15 protein-coding genes are annotated in these 19,746 nt (G+C 39.6%); 7 read left to right on the top strand and 8 right to left on the bottom strand.

Annotation, left to right across the window (positions count from 1 at the left end; translation table 11 throughout):
- Positions 1-461 precede the first annotated feature (461 nt).
- The 5 genes from BIZ36_RS14755 (at position 462) to rlmB (ending at position 7,262) form a co-directional block, all read left to right on the top strand.
- Positions 462-3,692 carry a SusC/RagA family TonB-linked outer membrane protein gene (locus tag BIZ36_RS14755; protein WP_187458659.1) on the top strand — a complete coding sequence of 1,077 codons (3,231 nt, stop codon included), beginning with the start codon at positions 462-464 and terminating at the stop codon, positions 3,690-3,692.
- 13 nt (positions 3,693-3,705) lie between these two features.
- Positions 3,706-5,169, top strand: coding sequence for a SusD/RagB family nutrient-binding outer membrane lipoprotein (locus BIZ36_RS14750; RefSeq protein ID WP_187458658.1), 1,464 nt, complete (start codon positions 3,706-3,708; stop codon positions 5,167-5,169).
- 12 nt (positions 5,170-5,181) lie between these two features.
- Positions 5,182-5,937, top strand: coding sequence for a BT_2262 family domain-containing protein (locus BIZ36_RS14745; RefSeq protein ID WP_187458657.1), 756 nt, complete (start codon positions 5,182-5,184; stop codon positions 5,935-5,937).
- A gap of 12 nt (positions 5,938-5,949) precedes the next feature.
- Complete coding sequence (locus BIZ36_RS14740; RefSeq protein WP_187458656.1) at positions 5,950-6,450, top strand: lipid-binding protein; 501 nt, start codon at positions 5,950-5,952, stop codon at positions 6,448-6,450.
- A 71-nt stretch (positions 6,451-6,521) separates the two neighbouring features.
- Positions 6,522-7,262, top strand: a complete 741-nt coding sequence (rlmB, locus tag BIZ36_RS14735) for a 23S rRNA (guanosine(2251)-2'-O)-methyltransferase RlmB (RefSeq protein ID WP_187458655.1) — start codon at positions 6,522-6,524, stop codon at positions 7,260-7,262.
- Between the two features lie 7 nt (positions 7,263-7,269).
- On the opposite strand, the gene BIZ36_RS14730 is transcribed toward rlmB, so the two are convergent.
- Positions 7,270-8,010: a rhomboid family intramembrane serine protease gene (locus BIZ36_RS14730; protein ID WP_187458654.1), complete on the bottom strand. Its 741-nt coding sequence runs from the start codon at positions 8,008-8,010 to the stop codon at positions 7,270-7,272.
- Between the two features lie 130 nt (positions 8,011-8,140).
- Here BIZ36_RS14730 and BIZ36_RS14725 point away from each other — a divergent pair, with 130 nt between their 5' ends.
- Complete coding sequence (locus BIZ36_RS14725) at positions 8,141-9,424, top strand: replication-associated recombination protein A (protein ID WP_187458653.1); 1,284 nt, start codon at positions 8,141-8,143, stop codon at positions 9,422-9,424.
- On the opposite strand, the gene BIZ36_RS14720 is transcribed toward BIZ36_RS14725, so the two are convergent.
- The 7 genes from BIZ36_RS14720 to BIZ36_RS14690 form a co-directional block, all read right to left on the bottom strand.
- A complete protein-coding gene (locus BIZ36_RS14720) occupies positions 9,414-10,337 on the bottom strand; it encodes a hypothetical protein (RefSeq protein WP_187458652.1) in 924 nt (307 codons plus the stop codon). The genes BIZ36_RS14725 and BIZ36_RS14720 overlap by 11 nt on opposite strands.
- Before the next feature lie 89 nt (positions 10,338-10,426).
- On the bottom strand, positions 10,427-11,857 hold the full coding sequence (locus BIZ36_RS14715; protein ID WP_187458651.1) for a DUF5723 family protein: 1,431 nt from the start codon (positions 11,855-11,857) through the stop codon (positions 10,427-10,429).
- Positions 11,854-12,405: a hypothetical protein gene (locus BIZ36_RS14710; protein ID WP_187458650.1), complete on the bottom strand. Its 552-nt coding sequence runs from the start codon at positions 12,403-12,405 to the stop codon at positions 11,854-11,856. The genes BIZ36_RS14715 and BIZ36_RS14710 overlap by 4 nt, the downstream gene beginning before the upstream one ends.
- A 50-nt stretch (positions 12,406-12,455) precedes the next feature.
- Positions 12,456-13,145 (bottom strand): YjjG family noncanonical pyrimidine nucleotidase, encoded by a 690-nt coding sequence (locus BIZ36_RS14705; RefSeq protein ID WP_187458649.1) that lies wholly within the window; start codon positions 13,143-13,145, stop codon positions 12,456-12,458.
- Complete coding sequence (locus BIZ36_RS14700; protein WP_187458648.1) at positions 13,138-14,436, bottom strand: polysaccharide deacetylase family protein; 1,299 nt, start codon at positions 14,434-14,436, stop codon at positions 13,138-13,140. The genes BIZ36_RS14705 and BIZ36_RS14700 overlap by 8 nt, the downstream gene beginning before the upstream one ends.
- A gap of 38 nt (positions 14,437-14,474) precedes the next feature.
- Entirely contained in the window at positions 14,475-15,173 is a 699-nt protein-coding gene (gene radC / locus BIZ36_RS14695) for a RadC family protein (RefSeq protein ID WP_187458647.1), read from the bottom strand.
- A 57-nt stretch (positions 15,174-15,230) separates the two neighbouring features.
- Positions 15,231-16,589: a UDP-N-acetylmuramate--L-alanine ligase gene (locus BIZ36_RS14690; protein ID WP_187458646.1), complete on the bottom strand. Its 1,359-nt coding sequence runs from the start codon at positions 16,587-16,589 to the stop codon at positions 15,231-15,233.
- Positions 16,590-16,848: 259 nt separating this feature from the next.
- On the opposite strand from BIZ36_RS14690, the gene BIZ36_RS14685 reads away from it, so the two are divergent.
- Entirely contained in the window at positions 16,849-19,728 is a 2,880-nt protein-coding gene (locus tag BIZ36_RS14685) for a T9SS type B sorting domain-containing protein (RefSeq protein WP_187458645.1), read from the top strand.
- Positions 19,729-19,746: the final 18 nt, after the last annotated feature.

Here is a 19,746-nt window from a genome sequence, read left to right as displayed (position 1 = left end):
AAAAAAAAAAAACAAAAAAAAAAAAAAAAAAAAAAAACGCGAAAGTATCAACAATCAAAAGAGCAACTACAAAACCATTCAACTAAAAAACTACAGAAGCAAAGCCCAAATTGACAAGAAAAAAACTAGATTTCTAAAATTTCACCACATAAAATCTGATATTTAATCACTTTACGTAGTACGTTTCTTACTAATTTTACCAAAACAAACAATAAACCTAATTATTGAAAAATCAAGAATTTTTTAACACATTAAACCCACGATTTCTATTAAGGATGGGCTAAATAACGTATTTCCATAACACAACCGACAAAATCTGTGGAATTATCATAAAAAGCCACCATATATCACCATTATATAACATAATTTTTACTATGCATGCATAAGTTTTAGTTAAAAATAATTGCATTATTAACGTTAAATTATGATTTTTGCCATCAGCTAATTCAAATAATTATAAAATGAGAGCAAAACACAAAGGATTGTTGACGCTATTCCTAGCGTTATTAGTGCAAATCTCTTTTGCACAAGACAAAACCATTACTGGTACGGTCTCCGATGCGGACGGACTACCGTTACCAGGGGTTAACATTGTGGTGCAGGGTACCACCTCAGGTACCCAAACCGATTTTGATGGAAACTATGCCATTAACGCTAGTCAAGGTCAAACTCTATCCTTCTCCTACCTAGGATACAAAACTGAGACAAGAGCAGTAGGAGCATCAAACACCATTAACCTCCAAATGGCCGAGGATGCAGAAGCTTTGGAGGAGGTTGTAGTTACAGCATTTGGAGCTGGAGACAGAAATGCAAAGGCAACTGTTTACGCCAACCAAACCGTAAAATCAGAGGACCTTCTATCGGTTCCCAACAAAAACGCATTAGAGGCTTTAAGAGGTAAAGCAGCTGGTGTAAACCTGTCCACCGCATCAGGTTCTGTTGGATCATCTACAAAGATTGTATTAAGAGGTTCCGGATCCTTGACCGGGAATAACAACGCATTAATTGTTATTGATGGTGTAGCTATTGACAATACCGCTACTTCCGGAGGTGCAGGTGCTTCCACTACAGGATATTCCGATTTTGGTAACAGATTTAATGATGTGAATCCAGATGATATTGCTTCTGTGACCATCCTTAAAGGGCCATCAGCCACTTCACTTTATGGGTCTCGTGGTGCATCTGGTGTCGTTTTAATTACCACAAAATCCGGTAAAGGCAAAAAGATGCAAGTAAATTATAATGGTTCTTCCTCTATGGAGTCCGCTATTATTCTATTGCAACGTCAGAGCAAATTCGGCCAAGGATATGACAACCTTCACTTAGATTCTGGTGAAAACTGGTCTTGGGGTCCTGCTTTTGACGGAGTTGTTAGACCATGGACAAGTCCTATTGATGCTGATGGTGATGGTGCTTTAGAATCTTTAACTAGACCTTATAGTGCGGTTAGAGACCAATTAAAGGACTTTTTCAATACAGGATATACTGTTACCCACAACCTTAATGTATCTGGATCTAACGATGGTTTCAATTATTATGTTTCCTACGGTAATACTGATCAGACCGGTATTTTGGAAAATACTTCTTATAATAGAAACAACATTACTTTAAAAGCATCGGCTGAATTAAGCGATAGACTTAAATCTGATTTTAAATTCAGTTATGCCAATGTAAAGCAGAATACTGCACAAGAAGGATCGCGTGCATTTGAAGGGAACAACGCCTATGCAATGGCGATTCAATCACCTGTTAACATACCTTTTTCCGAATTAAGGGATTATCAGAGTCCATACCATGATATAGATGGTTACTGGGGATCCTATTCTTCTGTTAACCCATATTACATTCTTAATGAATACGGTAACGAAGGTGATATAGACAACTTCTTGGCCAATGCATCATTGACCTATAATTTTTTAGACAACCTTTCCTTATCAGGACGTTTTGGTGGTAACGTTGTAAACACCCAAACAGATGTTTGGACGCCAACATTTACACCTGCGCAGCAATTGGTTTGGACCGATGACTTACAAATTGCTACACGTAATTCTAAACATAGTTCCTTAGGTGAGTACATTAATACCAATCTAAAGGTAGAAAACCTAGATGCTACCGTAATGCTCAATTACGATACTTCATTTACAGATGACCTTAAGCTGACTGCGTCTGGTGGATATAACTTTTTCCAAAGAAGTACCGAAAGGTTGACCGGTAGCTCTGTAGGTGGTTTGGTTGTTCCTGGCACCTACAATCTAGCCAACAGTAGCCAACAGCCTCGATCTGACATGCGTAGAACTAAATACAGAATTTTTGGGGTTTTAGGTAACGCCTCCCTTGGTTACAAGGATGCCGCTTTCTTAGAAGTTTCTGCAAGAAATGACTGGTCTTCCACATTACCTAAGGCTAACAACTCCTTCTTATATGGCGCTGTTGGTACTTCAGTTGTTCTAACGGACCTATTCAATATTGAAAACAATGTTATGAATTACGCCAAATTAAGGGCTAGTTATGGTACCTCTGGTAAGGATGCAGATCTTTATTTACTTAATTCGTATTTCGTAGGTAACCCTGAGATAGTTGGTTTAGGCGATTTTGCCCTAAATTTACCAAAAAACGGTGTTCCAGGATTTACCATAGGAGACCGCATTGGAAATCCAGATTTAAAACCTGAATTGACCACTACCTATGAAGTGGGTGCCGATTTTGGTTTTTTCAAAAACCGTGTCAATGTAGAGTATACTTACTATCATTCAATTCATGATGACCAACTTGTAACCATTAGTCTTCCACGATCAACTGGTTACACCCAAACGGTAAGTAACATTGGTAGGATGGAAAACAAAGGTCATGAATTATCCCTTACCCTAAAACCAATAAACGGATTGGTTGACGGCTTAAACTTCGAACTTTTTGGTACTTTTTCAACCAACGACAACGAAGTTGTTACGATAACGGATGACATCGATGAGTTGACCATAGGTACCTTTGGATTTGCAGCTGGAACAACTGTAAATATGGTAGCAAAAGAAGGTCTGCCTTATGGTACTTTTAAAGGTAATGACTTTAAATATACACCAGACGGTCAAGTAATAGTTGACCCTAACACCGGTTACCCAGTTTACACTGATGAAGACGTTATTTTAGGTAACAATCAACCTGATTATCTACTTAACTTTGGTGCAAATGTCAATTACAAAGGATTTGGCTTTAGAGTTCTTTTCGACAAGAAAGAAGGTGGTTTGTTTGCTTCTCAAACAAAATACAACACCAATTTTAACGGTACCAACGTTAATACATCTGTCTATAATAGAGAACCTTTTATTTTCCCTAATTCTGTAGCCGACAATGGTGATGGTACTTTTTCCGAAAATACCGTACAGATAACTGAACAAGGGTATTTTACAGATTATGACCCACCTGTTTCAACTCAGTTGATCGATGCTAGTTTTTTAAAGTTAAGAGAAATGGAGTTTAGCTACACTTTCGCTAAAGAGTTCTTGAAGGACACTTTTATTACCAATGCAAGAATTTCAGTATTTGGTAAAAACCTTAAATATTGGTTGCCTAGCGAAAATAAATACGCAGATCCTGAAATTAATGGCCCTAGCTTGACTGGAAATGCCCAAGGTATTGAAACAACGCAAACTCCGTCTTCTAGGAGTTTAGGAGTTAACTTACAATTGTCGTTTTAATTAAAAAAATAGTATGATGAAGAACAAATTAAGCATATTTCTTGTTCTACTATTAACCCTAAGCTACTCATGTAATGATAGTCTAGAAGAAGTTAATGTAGACCCGAACACTTTCCCTTCTGCCGGAGATGAACAGATTTTAAGTTCAGCTATCGCCTTTATGGGATACATTGTCGAAACCGACTTAAATTACAGCGAATCTTTCCTTTGGAGCCAGTACTACACTTGGGGTATTGGAGTTTCAATAGGTAACGAAGAACGTTTCGTTTCTGTTGCAGGTGACTTTAACGGTTACTGGCAACGGGCATACTCTAACTCTCTAGCTGATTTGAATTATGTTACCAAGAACAGCACTTCAACAGCTTACAGAGGTATTGCAAATGTTTTGAAAGCCTATTTGTTTCAAGGGTTGGTTGATCATTTTGGTGACGTTCCTTTTACGGAAGCCGTTTCAGGAGCTATTGAAGATGGTTCCATATTAACACCGAATTATGATTCAGCTGAGACAGTTATATACCCTGGTATTGTTACCATGTTGGACGATGCATTAAGTGATTTAGCTTTGGCCGAGGCAGGAACCGTTGGCGAGGATGATTTCATTTATCAAGGAGATATAGCAAAATGGATAAAATTTGCTAATTCATTGAAATTGCGTGTTCTAATGAGAACCTCTGAGACAAGTCCTCAGGGCGCTGCCATTCAATCGCTTGTTAATAATGGTACGTTTATCGAAACCATTGATGATATGCCCTTTATTCCTTTTAGTGGTGTTACTGGCGATCAAAACCCAATGTTTGCGAGAGCTGAATTTGGTGTAGGCATGTTCTATTTTGCCAGTAATGCTACCCTAAATGTACTTGAGTCATTAAACGACCCAAGAGCTAACGTACTTTACACAGTAGCAAGCACTGGAACATCTGAAGGCGGGCTCAATGGTATCGATCAAGGAACAATTGATGACGAACCCTTCACAGCCCCTGATACCGACTATAGCTTGGCTTCTGAATACTCTTACGGAGACACAAACCCTGTTATTTTGATGAGCCCTTGGGAAGTTTGGTTTTTAAGAGCTGAAGCCGATGCACGATATGGCACAAGTGACGATGCAGAAACTGCGTTTACAACTGCAATCGAATTAAACTTCGACTACATGGGAGTTGCAGATGCCGCTACTTACATTGCCTCCTTAGATTTTGGAAGTGCAGGCACCATGGATGAACAAATCGATTTGATCGCAGTTCAAAAATGGATTTCATTGAATGGTACACAAGAAGATGAAGGTTGGATTGAAACCCGTAGATTTGATAGACCTGCAAGCAGATTATTTACTGACGGGATTTTTCAAACTCCGCCACTTTCTGTTTTGCCTAGTGGAACTTTTCCTTCGGTATGGTTATACCCAGAATCTGAGAGAAGTTTGAACCCTAATGCTCCAGCTCAAAGAAGCATTACTGACGCCGTATTTTGGGATAATTAAAAATTTAAAGAAATGAAAAAATATATATTTAAGTTATGTACGTTTTCAATCGTAGGATTGATGTTAACGAGCTGCGACCCAAGTGTGGATGCACCGGGTGCTGATGACACTTCTGAAATCACATACCTGCCTTTAATTACCTTGGAAGGTGAGGATGTGGTTCTTGATTGCGATGCAACTTCTTACTCAGACCCTGGAGCTGTGGCTTCAGTGGCTGGTTCTGAGATAGAATTAAATACTGCGGTAAGTGGTAAGTATTTTGGCGGAACATCAGTAGATGGCCCAGACAGTTACTCGGTTGCATATAGCGCTTTTAATGAAGATGGTATTCCTGCCACAGATTTTAGATCTGTACTATGGCCAGAATGTAATGGGGATCTTGTTACCAGTATTGCTGGAATGTATACTGGTACTGTAGCAAGAAACGGAAGTACTCCAGATGGTTACTCAGATAATGGCCCTTTTATCATCAAAGACCTTGGCGATGACAGATATGCGATATCTGATGCACATGGTGGTTGGTATGAATACGGAAGGGCAATTGGTGTGGCATATGCCACACCCGGTTTAGTTCTGAAAGCTAATAACATTGCTGCAAACGATTTTACCAGTGAAGGCCCAGTGACCACAAATACATTTGGAGGCACCAACACCTTTACCAGTTTAACGGTGGACCCAGTGGCGAAGACTCTTACTCTTACAGTTGAATGGAGCTTCGGGTATACTTTTGAGACAGTATTTACGCAAACTGATATCTACTATAACTAAAATTTTGGAAAGATGAATAACACGATATTTTTAAAAAGATTCAGTTACTTATTATTAAGCTTCGCCTTGTTGGTTTCTTTCGTCTCTTGTGAAGAGGTTGAATCAGAGCCAGATGCCAGTGAAATCGCTATTGATGATATTAGAGGCACTTGGGTTGTAGACATGGTTTATAATGGTGATGCTGCAGGTACCAATACCATTGTTATTTACAATACAGGCGCCAATGACACAAACGCCATGTGGATCGATGATTTGGAGCATAGCTGGGGTTTAAAGGCAAAAGTGCCTTTAAATTATGAAGCATTAACTTTCAGTGGCGCAGATTTGGATGAGCTTTATTACGGAGTAACCGTTACTATTTCTGAAGGAGTCATTGTTAAAGATGGTGCAACTACACCGAGTGGGGATGTAGTTGATAGCATCTCTTTTAAGGCTGAGTTTTCAGATATTCCTGGTGAGATTTGGGAGTATTCAGGATATAAGAGCACGGCTAAAATTGCTGACCTACCTTAATAAGGTCCAGATTTCAAACTTTCAAAAAAACCACCCTCTTATAGGGTGGTTTTTTAGTTTATATTTGCCCCATGCAAAAAACATCTCAAATCTATGGTATCAGAGCGGTAATGGAAGCCATCAATGCCAACGAACCAATCGATAAAGTATTTATTCAAAAAGGACTTAAGGGAAGTCTTGCCAAAGATCTTGAGACCCTACTGAGGAAAAACGGCATCAAAGCCAACTATGTGCCCCTTGAAAAACTAAACCATATTACCAAGAACAACCATCAAGGTGTAGTTGCGAATATCTCCCCCATTCCATTTCATGAATTGGAAACCTTGGTTGAAGATGTCATCGAAACGGAAAAACAACCGTTATTTTTATTGTTGGATCAACTTTCAGACGTTCGAAATTTTGGGGCGATTATTAGAACAGCTGAATGTTCTGGGGTTCATGGGATTATCATCCAAAAAAAGGGTGCCGCACCGGTAACCGCAGATACCATTAAAACCTCTGCGGGTGCGGCCTTTAAGGTACCAATAGTTAAAGTGGACCACATTAAAGATGCGGTGTACTATCTTCAAGGAAGTGGGGTCAAAGTAGTGGCAGCGACCGAAAAAACAGAGTCAGACCTTTATCAAATCGATTATACGGGACCTACTGCTATCGTTATGGGTTCAGAAGACCGGGGCATCTCCCCTTCTACCTTAAAAGCAGTTGATGATTTGGCCAGTATACCTCTATTGGGTGAAATAGGAAGTTTAAATGTATCTGTAGCCTGTGCCATCTTTTTATATGAAGCTGTGAGGCAGCGGCAACAAATATGACATAGCACTATACGTTTGGTGTATCATCTCTCCCTTCTTTATAGTGATACTGGATGGTCACCTCATTTTCCCGCTTTAATAATTCCTCTTCGCCAATAAAGTTACCCTCCTCATCAAAATGTTTTAGAAAAGGATCCTCTTGAGCATCAAAGTTTTCCTCTTCCCAACGATATTTCTTAACGGGGGGTGTCGGTGCTTTCAAGGAATATGCCAATACCAACCCCAAAACAAATCCACCCAAATGCCCTTCCCAAGAAATTCCTTCTTCAATTGGGAAAATGTACCAAAGCATACTTCCGTAAATAAAAACAACCATCAGTGACAAGGCCACTAGCCGATAGTGCTTGGTAAATATCCCTTTAAAAAAAATGAAACTCGCTAAAAGATAAATAATGCCACTTGCTCCAATATGATACGAGGACCTTCCAATTCCCCATGTAAATAGTCCGGCACCAATAGCTCCAAAGATCAATACCTTCCAAGCAATCTTTCTATAGAAGTAGAAAAGAGAGGCTGATAAAACCGCCAAGGGTATGGTATTATTATATAAATGTTCTACCGAGCCATGAATAAACGGACTCAAAAGAATACCTCGCAAGCCTAAAGCAGTTTTTGGATAAATACCAAATTCATTCCAATTGGTCTGGAACTTAATCTCTAAATAGAAAACCGTCCATATAGCCAATACCGCAAAAATTGGTGCAATTACCACAGCATTGGTAAATTTGAAATAATGATTTTCAGACATATATCAAAATTATCAATAAGTTGGCCAATTATTTTTAGCTGAAACTTTGTCACTTCTCCAATCGCAATTCGAACTTAACACCGATTCATTTATCGTTTGAAATACTTCAAGAGTTGCCTAATTTTGTCAAATGAATGAACCACTAGCAGAACGAATACGGCCAAAATCACTAGAAGACTATATAAGCCAAAGCCATTTGGTTGGCGAAAACGGCTCCTTGACACAGCAGATAAAAAGAGGCATCATTCCTTCTCTAATACTTTGGGGTCCCCCAGGTACAGGAAAAACCACTTTGGCCAATATCATAGCAAATGAAAGTGATAGGCCCTTCTATATTCTAAGTGCAATCAATAGCGGTGTGAAGGATGTTAGAGAGGTCATTGAAAAAGCAAAGAAAAGCGGTGGTCTTTTTACTGCAAAAAATCCTATTCTTTTCATTGACGAGATCCACAGGTTCAGTAAATCGCAGCAAGATTCCCTCTTGGCCGCCGTGGAAAAAGGATGGGTCACCCTCATAGGCGCTACTACAGAAAACCCCAGTTTTGAAGTAATCCCTGCACTGTTATCAAGATGTCAAGTGTATATTCTAAATGCCTTTGGAAAAGAAGATTTAGAAAATCTTTTAAAGCGGGCTTTAAAGGAAGATTCCATTTTAAGCAAGAAAAAAGTTGACCTTAAGGAAACCGAAGCTTTATTAAAACTTTCTGGAGGTGATGGGCGCAAGCTGTTGAACATTTTTGAATTGGTCATTAATTCCGTTGATGGAGATACAGTTGAAATTACCAATGAGTTAGTGCTTGCCAGAGTTCAAAAAAATACCGTACTCTATGACAAAACAGGGGAACAACACTATGACATTATTTCGGCCTTTATCAAATCGATTAGGGGAAGTGACCCCAATGGCGCCGTATATTGGCTGGCAAGAATGATTGAAGGTGGGGAGGATGTAAAATTTATAGCTAGACGATTGCTTATATCTGCTTCCGAGGATATTGGGTTGGCCAACCCTACTGCATTGGTGATAGCCAACAATGCATTTCAGGCCGTAACTACTATTGGCTATCCCGAAGCACGAATCATATTGAGCCAATGTGCCATTTATTTGGCCACATCGCCTAAAAGCAATGCAAGTTATATGGCCATTAACAAAGCACAACAAAAAGTGCGTGAAACTGGGGATTTAAGTGTTCCCTTACCTCTAAGAAATGCTCCTACCAAATTAATGAAAGACCTAGGTTATGGAGATGAGTATAAATATGCCCACGACTACCAAAACAATTTTGTGAGTATGGAATTTCTTCCCGAAGAAATTATTGGCACCAATTTTTACGAACCTGGAAACAATTCTAGAGAAAAAGGTATTAAAGAATTTATATCCAATCGTTGGAAGGACAAATACAATCCTAAAACTTAATTTCCAATTCTTGGGTTACCGTTTTTCCTTCTTTTTGATATTCAAAGAACCAGTTACCATCCTTTTCAAAGACTACTCCAGATTGACCATTGGCATCAGCTAAGTAATAATTAGGCATAGATGTCTCGAATATTTTCATCCTTATTTTTGGGGTGCTATCCACCAATTGATAGCCATTTTCTAGTTTTTGGGCATAAAGGATGCCGGAAATAGGCTCCGCAACAGATGAAACCTCACTCTTAACGTCCGTGGTTTTCGGAGTTTTACTCTCATAGCTTTGAACGGACTGGGTAGCTGACTGATCGACCACGGCCTGGTTGATCTTTTTCAGAGTTGACGGTTTAGGTGTGCGGTCCTTATAGCTTTGTTCCTCCATGGTAGCCTTCTGCTCTACCATAGGATTCAGATTTTTAGGTTTAGATTTTTCTTCCACGTTTTTAACATCATTGCGATAACTAACCGTTACTGGATCAGAATTCAACTCCTTACCTGAATATTTATAATTAAGTCCCTTAACTGAAACAAATGCTTCTCTTATTGCCTCCCCAAAAGATTCTTTATATTCCTTTTCCTTACTTTTTCCTTCTTGAGTCATAAATACTTCCCTTCCTTGACAATCTTCCAACACCAGACTTGTTTTGGTGGTGAACATGTTGGAATTGTCCAGCAACTTGACGAAGAGCGCCTTGCAACGATTAGCACTTAGCTCCAAAGGCAAATCATCTGCATACGCTGTTTCAAACCCTTCTTCTGTAAAAAGGTACTTTACCAAAGTACTGGTTTGATATTGGTTTTCCTTTTTAAAACCATCAAACTTTTTAGGAACAACTACATATTTATAGTCATTTACTTGAGCTCTTGTCAACACTGGAAATAAAGCCAATAGAATACAGGCTAGGAAAAAATGCTTCACAATCTTTTTCTTTAATCGATTTTACAAAGGAAGATGAAAAAAGCATGCCAAATTTTAATTTAGCACCTAATTAAGAAGATACTCCTTCCCTATTGCCCCCAAGATATAATATTTAATCCTAACTGAAAAGAAGCATAATTACTCGCAGCTATATTTCTATAGGAAAGTAAATTATCTGCCATGGCATAGAAGTTAACAGGTCCGGCCTGAAAGTTTACCCCCAACCCAATATTGGTAAAAGAAAATTTATCTACGGTATAGGCCGTCTTTAGAGCCATAAAATTTCCAAATCTTCTTTGATAGAAAGCTGTTAAGGCCGCTTGAGGACCTCTAGGTCTGCTAATAGCATAAAGTTGTGCTCCCACACCATTCACATATTTAGCCCTATTTCCTGCTCCATTTGAACTATACGGTCCGCAGTCGCAATTTGCTCTACTTTCAACAGGCTCTCCAAAATTATATCGTATAGAAGCATATAATTTAGTTGGCCTAAAAGCTACATAACTCCTGGCATCATCCTCAAAAGGAACAAATTCTTCCACCTCATCTACCAAATCTTCCCAGAAATCAGTATTAGGATCATCAAAGGCATCCGGGAGAATTACTTCCACTCCTTCCAAAGTAGTTTTCCCTTGTAAACTATAGGTTTTTATATCATTGGAATGATAAATAAAGCCTATGTCCAAAAGACTTCCGGTAACGGTTAATTGTTCGTTCAAATGATAGGTGAAGCCGGCATCAAACCCAACCCCTAAATTTCCTCCAAAAAGAGCTCTTTTAAGTATCGTTGCTGAAGTGTTTTCTTCGTCAAAGGAATCCTTTAAGGAATTCAAGCCAGATGTCCTTAACCTCATATTCGCCTGCAGTGTACTTACATAAATATTGTTTTGACCTTCGCTAGTGATAAAACTACCGCTGTTTCTTGTTGAGTTAAAATCAAAAATACTGGAATAAATCTTGGCCCTGCCTCCAATGGTGAGTCCGTTACCCATTTGCTTGTTTACACCAAAATGAAAAACATTGACCAACTCCCCTCTTGTCTTAAGGTGGCCCAAATCAAAGGACTCATCAAGCCTATCCGCATTACCTTCGTAAGCCAAAATGGCATAATCACGAAACCAATAGCCAATGGCATCCCCTTCTAAATACATTCCACCATTATAAAAGAGATCCGGATTTTTACCCCTAAATCCAATGTTTAAGAATTCAATTTGAAAAGTGCCGCTAAGCTCATCCCTTACATCCATCCCATAAATGGCCCTGTTCCTTATTTTGTCATTGATATCCAAGCCGTCATTGGCAAATATATCGTCCACAGAGATTCCACTGGAACCGGCCTGAAAAGATATTCCGGATAAAGCCGGAATGCCCGCGTACCATTGAAAATCTGTTTCCACACCAGGGTTGACCATCGCCGCCTGCGGAATTTCAGTAAAATCATACAAAAGCTGTTTGTTCTGTGCCTGAACCAAACAACCTATCAAAAGTAGAATTATGAATATGCTATTTCGTAGGTTCATTTAAGGCGTACTCTAAATTTAGCGCTTGATTTTACAATGATTTTGGGATCATCTTCATTTGAGACGCTTGTAGTATCACCTAAATTGGTTGTACTCACACGAATACTAGAAGTATTGGTAATTATATCTATAGGACGTCCTGCATCTCCATAGGCAACTTCCCTTTGCAATACAGCCGTGGGAGCAGGGTCTACATCAAAACGCTCTAAAGGCCCCAGAACATTGCCTTGATCATCTAAAAACTCTACAATAATCTCCAATGGCTTACTGGTAGTATTTTCAATGATGTAAGTAATGGAACCGTCCAAAACCCTTTCTGCAAAGGTTTTATAACTAAAAGCGTCAAAATTGAAGTTTTGTACGAATACTTGATTGCTTGGAGCCTGATTCACCATTTCTTCCGGGGCTTCTACATACAGCATACTTGCCTCATAGGTAGGAGTCACCGAAATTTCATCATATTGGTCAAAATCCTGCTCCTCAACACAAGAGGTGGCAGAGAATATTACAACGATAAAAGCAAGAATGTACTTATAGAGTATTTTCATGGTATCACCTAAGAGGGATTAAAGGCCCTAGGGGTCACACCTATATAACTCTATAAAAAAGATTTTATTTCAATAAGTTCATCAATCATTTCACAGTGATGATGCTTTGCTTCCTTGTGGGCATTAAAGTGCAAAGCCTTGTAACCTACTGCCAATGCCCCTTGAATATCTGCCTCTAGACTGTCCCCGATCATCAAAGACTTTTGAGATTGGGTACCCGCTTTTTCCAAAGCCAACTTAAAAATATAGGGATTGGGCTTTTTTACCCCTGCCATTTCAGAATTAATAACTTGCTCAAAGTAGTGCGATATGGCCGCGTTTTTAAGCTTCTTATTCTGTACTTCCTGAAAACCGTTCGTAATTATGTGCAATTTATAATTAGGTCTAAGATAATCCAAAATCTCTACCGTATTAGGAAACAAATGATTGTAGGTAGAAAGGTTATCTATATAATCCGAAGCCATTTTAAGTATGATATCATCGGGAAGTGGATATTTTAACTCGTCAAAAACTGTTTTTAACCTTTGGTATCTTAATTCCTCTTTGGTGATTTTTTCCTCGCGATATAATTTCCAAAAAGCCAAGTTGGCGGGAATATAAACTTCCAAAAAATGATGCAGTGGAACCGAAATTTCATTTTCCTCCAAAATCTTTTCAAATGTAAGTGCGGAGTTTTTTTCAAAATCCCACAGGGTGTGGTCCAAATCGAAAAAAATATCGGTTACGGTATCTCTAAACATGGAATCTCTTAATAAATTGTGCGTAAAAATCCTTCCAATCAACCCTGTTCACCTTGCCACCCAACAATTCATTTGAAAAAATGGACAAAAACTCACCCTCTACATTTTGTATTTGCTGATAAATACCGTTTACCCCTTCAAGCATGGCCTCCTTGTTTTTAAAATTGTTGAGGGCATAATCATGAACGGCAAAAGGATGCACCCTTATGGGTTGCTGTATTTCCAAATTAATATCGTAGAAGTAAAAGGTACTACAGGTTCCCGCCCTAAAACCTAGTTCGTGGGTATACCCCATGGTATAGTCATCCGTAAATTCAGCTTCTATTAGATCTCGGTAGCTTTGTGGAAGTTGTATTCTGTTATATCGCATTCTAGAAGCATCTACAGATCTATTGATCACACCTGCCAAATCTTTCCGTTCCTTCTTTAGCAACTCTACATTGGTAAAAGAACTATAGGAAGCGGCCAAGGCCACTGTACTATAATCAGAAATAGATTTGATCAGATATCTAAATTTGTTGTGGTTGGGCGAAACATTTTTGTCATAGGTTGAATATGCGGCAAACTGAAAGAAAAAAATACTCTTCAGCTGCAATTTTTTATGAAGATCTACCAAGTATTCAAAATTGTCATAAGGATCACTTTGGGGGTCGAACCAGACCTTTACACGATCGACAACCCTTCTTAACTTTAAAGTTCCTAAATCATAGAACAATCCTGCTACACTCCGTACCAGCCCCCTGTAGGCGTAACTATGGGAAGTTGTTACATCAATTAAGCTGGTGTACTTATATTCGCGAGATGTATATTCCAAATCGGGAAATTTCTCCAAGAGCATTTCCCTTAAGCGGTATGCCCAAATATCCACTACTGGCTGCCTTAAGAAATTGTTCATGTGGGCTAAGCTCTCCTTGGGCGGAAACCTACCATGAACATCTTTTACATGGGGCAAATACTCTTCGTATCTACTCAATAGATAAAAGCTGGCAGAGAAAATATCAAAGGGAATGTTACTACGTTCGCCAGCACTAAAAAAACAAGGCACTCCATTCCAATCCCTTACGGTAATTTGAAAATCGTTGATACCCTGTTCAAACAAAAGGTCATTACTTCTAACAAAAAATTCATTCTGAAGGGCTTGCTTGGTGTAAGTAATTTTAGCTCCAGAATGCTTGATGAAATCCTCAACTTTAGTAGTAAAAGTAATTTCCACACCTAAAATACGCGTAAATAGCTGCCTCATGGTATAGGTAAGGCGAGGCGTAATTTTATGGGTGTAGATTAATAACATAATTAGTTTAAGAGGCTTGTTTTAAATAGGAACCTTCTTTACAGAATAGTCTCATCAGCAAAACTATAATAATCTCTCTGGGTGACGATGATATGATCTAAAACTTTCACATCCAAAGCATCTGCGGCCCGCTTCAATTTTTGAGTAATGCTCTTGTCTTGTGTACTTGGCCTCAAAGTGCCCGAGGGATGGTTATGGGCCAATATCAAACCCACTGCTCCCAGCTCAAGGGCTTGTTTCATAACAATACGAACATCGACCAAAGTACCTGTCAAACCTCCTTTGCTCAATTGCGCTTTGTGCAACACTTTGTTAGAATTGTTCAAATAGAGAATCCAAAATTCTTCGTGCTCCAATTCTCCAATAAGGGGTTGCAAAATTTCATAGGCATCACGGCTACAAGTAATTTTAGAGACTATGATAGCCTCTTCACCCCTTCTTCTTCTACCAATTTCCAAGGCTGCTGCAATAGTCACGGCTTTAGCTTCCCCTATTCCTTTGAACGACATTAGTTGCTTTATGGAGAGCTTTCCCAACTCGTTCAAATTATTATCCGCAGAAGCCAAAATTCTTTTGGAGAGCTCCACGGCACTTTCGCTTCTGCTACCAGATCCGATTAAAATAGCTATAAGCTCCGCATCGGATAAGACGGATCGCCCTTTTTGTACCAACTTCTCCCTAGGCTTGTCATCATCTGACCAATTTTTAATGGAAAATGACTTTTTTTCTTCCTGCATAGGATAAAGATAATGACTAAATGCAATTCTCCGTTACTAGAAATTTGCCAGTTGGGCTTAGTCTTCTATTTTTTGCTTGACCTCTTGAAGGCTTAAACCGCCATAATTACCCGAACTCATCAATAGCAAAGTAGTATTGTCAAATTCGGAAGAAAATATTCGATTATGGAAAGAACTTGCATCCGTAAAAATCTGCAAATCACTTCTCCCAAAAGCTTCCCTAATCTGTTCTGGAGATACTGGGTCTAGTTTCTTTATGGCTACGGATTCCGGCAAATAGAAGACAATGGCTTCATCAGCCGAGTCCAAAGCTCCTTTATATTCCTTTAAAAATTCAGGATTAAAACTACTGTAAGTGTGCAATTCAAGACAGGCTATTAATTTTCTATCGGGGTACTGCTCTTTTACCGCCCTGGTGGTCGCGGCCACCTTACTGGGTGAATGGGCAAAATCTTTATAAGCAATGGAGGTAGTACCCTCGGCAATCTTTTCCAGTCTCTTGGAAGCTCCTTTGAATGTAGCTATGGCCTCATAGAAATCTTCTTCATCAACTCCCATATTCTGACAAATCCATTTTGCACCGGCCAAATTGCTTAAATTATGCTTGCCAAATACTTCAATAGGCATAAGCCCATCGGGAGTTTCCAATAGCGTTTCACCATTTTCAACGGAGAATTCAGGAGTACGGTAAGGTAATTTACGAATTGGATTTTCAGAAGCCTCTACAACCTTTTTCACTTCATCGTCTTCTTCATTATACGTAATGCTACCTCCTTTCACAATTCCATCTACAAAAATTTGAAACTGCTCTACATAATTTTCAAAAGTGGGAAAAACATTGATGTGGTCCCAAGCAATTCCGCTTAAAAGGGCAATATTAGGCTTATATAGATGAAATTTTGGTCTTCTGTCAATAGGTGATGATAAATACTCATCGCCCTCCAAAACTATAAAATCATTTTCTTCGGTTAAATGCACCATACGGTCAAAACCTTCCAATTGGGCCCCTACCATAAAATCCACCTCGATATCATGGTAATTCAGCACGTGCAAAATCATTGAGGTAATAGTCGTTTTCCCGTGGCTACCCCCAATAACCACCCTGGTCTTATGTTTACTCTGCTCGTAAAGAAACTCTGGATACGAGTATATAGTGAGTCCCAACTCTTGAGCCTTTAATAACTCCGGATTATCAGGTTTGGCATGCATACCCAAAATAACAGCATCAAGACCCTGATGGACTTTATCAGGAAACCAGCCAAACGCTTCCGGTAGCAATCCCTTTTCTTGCAACCTACTTTTTGAAGGCTCAAAAATAACATCGTCGCTACCTGTTATTATATATCCTTTATGCTCAAGTGCCAAGGCTAAATTGTGCATGGCGCTTCCGCCAATGGCTATAAAATGAATCTGCATTTAAAAAAATGTTTACGCAAATATAGGTATTGAAGTTGTGAAGACGAGCCATTCCAAAATTTTCGCTTTAAACTCTCAAAATCCTCCAAAAAGCTATAATTCATCGACAAAATGCATATTTCCATCAGTACAGCCTACTTATATTGTAAGATTCACCTTTCGAAATGGCTAGTTGACAACATTTTTTCTTTCTTCATGGGGCATACCAATAGTTTTGTCATTGAGTAGGCAGGAGAAATCAGGCCTTAAACAACCTACCATGACATATTTCCTCCAAAAAAAGTCTTTTTTTAAATGGACTTTATTTTTGATTTTGGCATTCGGGAGCACTAAAAGTTATACCCAGTGCGCCGGGAACGATAATTCCGTCACTGTCTGTAATAAAGACTCTGATGAGAACAACAAAACCTTTGATTTATTCGCACAATTAGGTGGCACCCCTACACCTGGAGGAACCTGGTCCACGAACGACCCCGCCAATTTCTTTGCCTTGGACAGAAATACCGGTATCGTAAACCTCTGGGACGTTAAAAACTCTGGCTTCCATGAATTTACCTATACTAATGACGTTTGTGGGGAAAGCGCGGTGATTACGGTTATCCTTGGTGGTTACCCAGGTGAAGACAATATTGATGGTACAGCAGATGCTTGTGGAGATAATCCTGCCGTAAACCTTCATAGTTTTATTGGCGACGAGACTGACGGTAAGTTTCAAGATTTTAATGGTTCATGGGCTGCCGTAACACCTGGGGCAGGAGACCATCTTACACAAAACTTTTTCAATGCCGCCGATGCCGGCGTAGGAATTTATGAGTTCACCCATACGGTGACTGCCGTAGGTACATGCCCCAGTAGACAGGTTAGTTTGATTCTGGAGGTACAACGACCCGCCAATTCCGGTGTAGGTTCAGCCCTTACGGTTTGTAATTCAGAAGATTTATCGGGTATGACCAATTTTAACCTCAATACGCTATTAATGGATGAGGATATCAACGGCACTTGGTCAGAAGGGCCTTCCACCAATCAATTGGACGACCTTACCGACAATACGGTGGATGTCCAAGCTATAAGGGACAACAACGGACCTGGAACTTATACCTTCACCTATACAGTGTATCCTTCTCATGCCGTTTGTACCATCAGTCAAACATCTGTAGATATTATCATTTTGCCCACCTTGCAAGGAACGATGGAGGCTACAAATTTTTGTGCAGGACCATTGGATTATAGAGTACAAATAGACTCATACAATACAACTCTAATCCCTGATGGCACATACGGGGGCAACTATTCATTATCCTCCCTTAGTGGTACTTTTAGCGCAACCACATCAATAGTACTGGCAAATGATGGTACGGGTTATTTTGATATTGACGCAAGCACGGTACCGATGAACGAGATTGTAACCATTTCAATAGAATCTTTAGGTGCCGAAGTATGCCCTGATATTCAGGTTCCTCCAGTAGATTTTATTGTTACAGACCCTAAGGCGATGGCTACCGATAGCTGCTTGGGTTCTGATGTACCTATCTCCCTTACCAATATTTATGATGCTTCTTTAAATTTTGCCGATGGGAATTACGATGTCGATTATACAATTACCGATACCGATGGTATTGAGTCGAATTTTAGTATCTCTGATGTTGCTTTCTATTCTGGAAATGGAAGCTTTGAGATTCCAGCTTTGCAACTACCGGAAGCAGGTTCGTATGATATTTCTTTTACGGTTCAAAGCGGGTTTACCCTCGGCTGCGATATCACTACAAGTTTTACGGTAATTTCACCTCCTGCTGATATAGTTCTTGACCTACTAGTTGATAATTCATGTAACGCAACGCAAATCGAGGTTCAAATTGACGCACCCAATCTTGCGGATGGGAGTTATAACATCACCTATGATGTTGTTAGCCAAAGCTCAGGTCAGGTGGTATTGGAAAACACTATCAATTTTACGGGTGGTACGGCATCTTACGATTTGGACGTTGCCTCATTGGAACAAGGAAACTACACCATTAGTGTGAGAAGTACACAAAATGATACCACCGCCTGTAGATTGACTTTTGAATTTGAAGAAAGTGAAAATTTCGCTATTGAAGGAATACCAGCCTTACCTATAGCCGAACTCAATCAAAATTTTTGTCTTAGTGATTTTGCTAGCAATCCACCTTCTTTAGCTGATATTCAAGTAACTGCCAACGGGGAAATCCTTTTCTACGCTACCGAGTCCGATATGGACATATTACCATTGGATACGGAATTAGTAGATGGAGAAGATTATTTTATCTCGAATACAGACCCCAACAATAATTGCGAGGGATCCAATAGAATAAGGGTGATTACCACCCTATCCAATCCCGAGGGACCATCCGCCTTAAATACAAATCCTACCTTCTGCACTTCTGAACAAGCAACCGTTTTAGAATTGAACCCATCGGTTTCTGCAAATGGTACGGTAACATGGTACGACAATGCTACCGGAGGCAACCCCTTGGACAATAGCACCCTTTTGGTCGATGGCACCAGCTATTTTGCCGCTAATACCGAATCGAACGGTTGTAGTAGTACAGAGAGGGTAGAAATAATTCCTACCGTATACGGATTGGAACCAGTTTCCCTAGCTTTTAGTACCATCGCACTTTGTGGTTTAGATAACCCAACTATTTACGACCTGCGTACGATAGAAGGAGACAACCCTTATGAAGTGCTTTGGTATGACACACCCGAAGAAGGTAATCCGCTTGAGGACCAAACACTTTTACAATCGGAAACCACGTATTACGCCGTAAGCTTCAACCCTGATACCGGTTGCATGAACCCCGAAAGAATGGCGGTTACGGTAGACCTTACCAATTGCGACCCCGAAGATTATGGGTTTTTTATTCCTGATGGGTTTTCACCGAATGCCGATGGCAGAAACGATACATTTTTTGTTCCCAACATAGAAATTATTTTTCCTGATTTCACCTTGGAAATTCTGAATAGATATGGCGCTTCACTCTTTAAAGGAGACCGCTCCAACCCCGCTTGGGATGGTTCTGAAGGAGGAAAAACCGCTCCGAACGGTGTCTATTTCTACGTTATTAACTACAACAAAGATGGCCACCAACCAATTCAAGGAAGGTTATACCTCAACCGCTAACCTTCTAAAAAACCGATT

The organism is Cytophaga sp. FL35 (genome assembly GCF_014349235.1).
Lineage (GTDB): Bacteria > Bacteroidota > Bacteroidia > Flavobacteriales > Flavobacteriaceae > Euzebyella.
The sequence above is the reverse complement of the archived record's forward strand: the minus strand, read 5'-3'. Positions and strand labels throughout refer to the sequence as shown.

What these genes read in the sequence shown, in the direction of transcription:
- BIZ36_RS14755 (WP_187458659.1), top strand. Translation starts at nt 462, where the DNA reads ATGAGAGCAAAACACAAAGGATTGTTGACGCTATTCCTAGCGTTATTA.
- BIZ36_RS14750 (WP_187458658.1), top strand. Translation starts at nt 3,706, where the DNA reads ATGATGAAGAACAAATTAAGCATATTTCTTGTTCTACTATTAACCCTA.
- BIZ36_RS14745 (WP_187458657.1), top strand. Translation starts at nt 5,182, where the DNA reads ATGAAAAAATATATATTTAAGTTATGTACGTTTTCAATCGTAGGATTG.
- BIZ36_RS14740 (WP_187458656.1), top strand. Translation starts at nt 5,950, where the DNA reads ATGAATAACACGATATTTTTAAAAAGATTCAGTTACTTATTATTAAGC.
- rlmB (WP_187458655.1), top strand. Translation starts at nt 6,522, where the DNA reads ATGCAAAAAACATCTCAAATCTATGGTATCAGAGCGGTAATGGAAGCC.
- BIZ36_RS14730 (WP_187458654.1), bottom strand. Translation starts at nt 8,010, where the DNA reads ATGTCTGAAAATCATTATTTCAAATTTACCAATGCTGTGGTAATTGCA.
- BIZ36_RS14725 (WP_187458653.1), top strand. Translation starts at nt 8,141, where the DNA reads ATGAATGAACCACTAGCAGAACGAATACGGCCAAAATCACTAGAAGAC.
- BIZ36_RS14715 (WP_187458651.1), bottom strand. Translation starts at nt 11,857, where the DNA reads ATGAACCTACGAAATAGCATATTCATAATTCTACTTTTGATAGGTTGT.
- BIZ36_RS14710 (WP_187458650.1), bottom strand. Translation starts at nt 12,405, where the DNA reads ATGAAAATACTCTATAAGTACATTCTTGCTTTTATCGTTGTAATATTC.
- BIZ36_RS14705 (WP_187458649.1), bottom strand. Translation starts at nt 13,145, where the DNA reads ATGTTTAGAGATACCGTAACCGATATTTTTTTCGATTTGGACCACACC.
- BIZ36_RS14700 (WP_187458648.1), bottom strand. Translation starts at nt 14,436, where the DNA reads ATGTTATTAATCTACACCCATAAAATTACGCCTCGCCTTACCTATACC.
- radC (WP_187458647.1), bottom strand. Translation starts at nt 15,173, where the DNA reads ATGCAGGAAGAAAAAAAGTCATTTTCCATTAAAAATTGGTCAGATGAT.
- BIZ36_RS14690 (WP_187458646.1), bottom strand. Translation starts at nt 16,589, where the DNA reads ATGCAGATTCATTTTATAGCCATTGGCGGAAGCGCCATGCACAATTTA.
- BIZ36_RS14685 (WP_187458645.1), top strand. Translation starts at nt 16,849, where the DNA reads ATGACATATTTCCTCCAAAAAAAGTCTTTTTTTAAATGGACTTTATTT.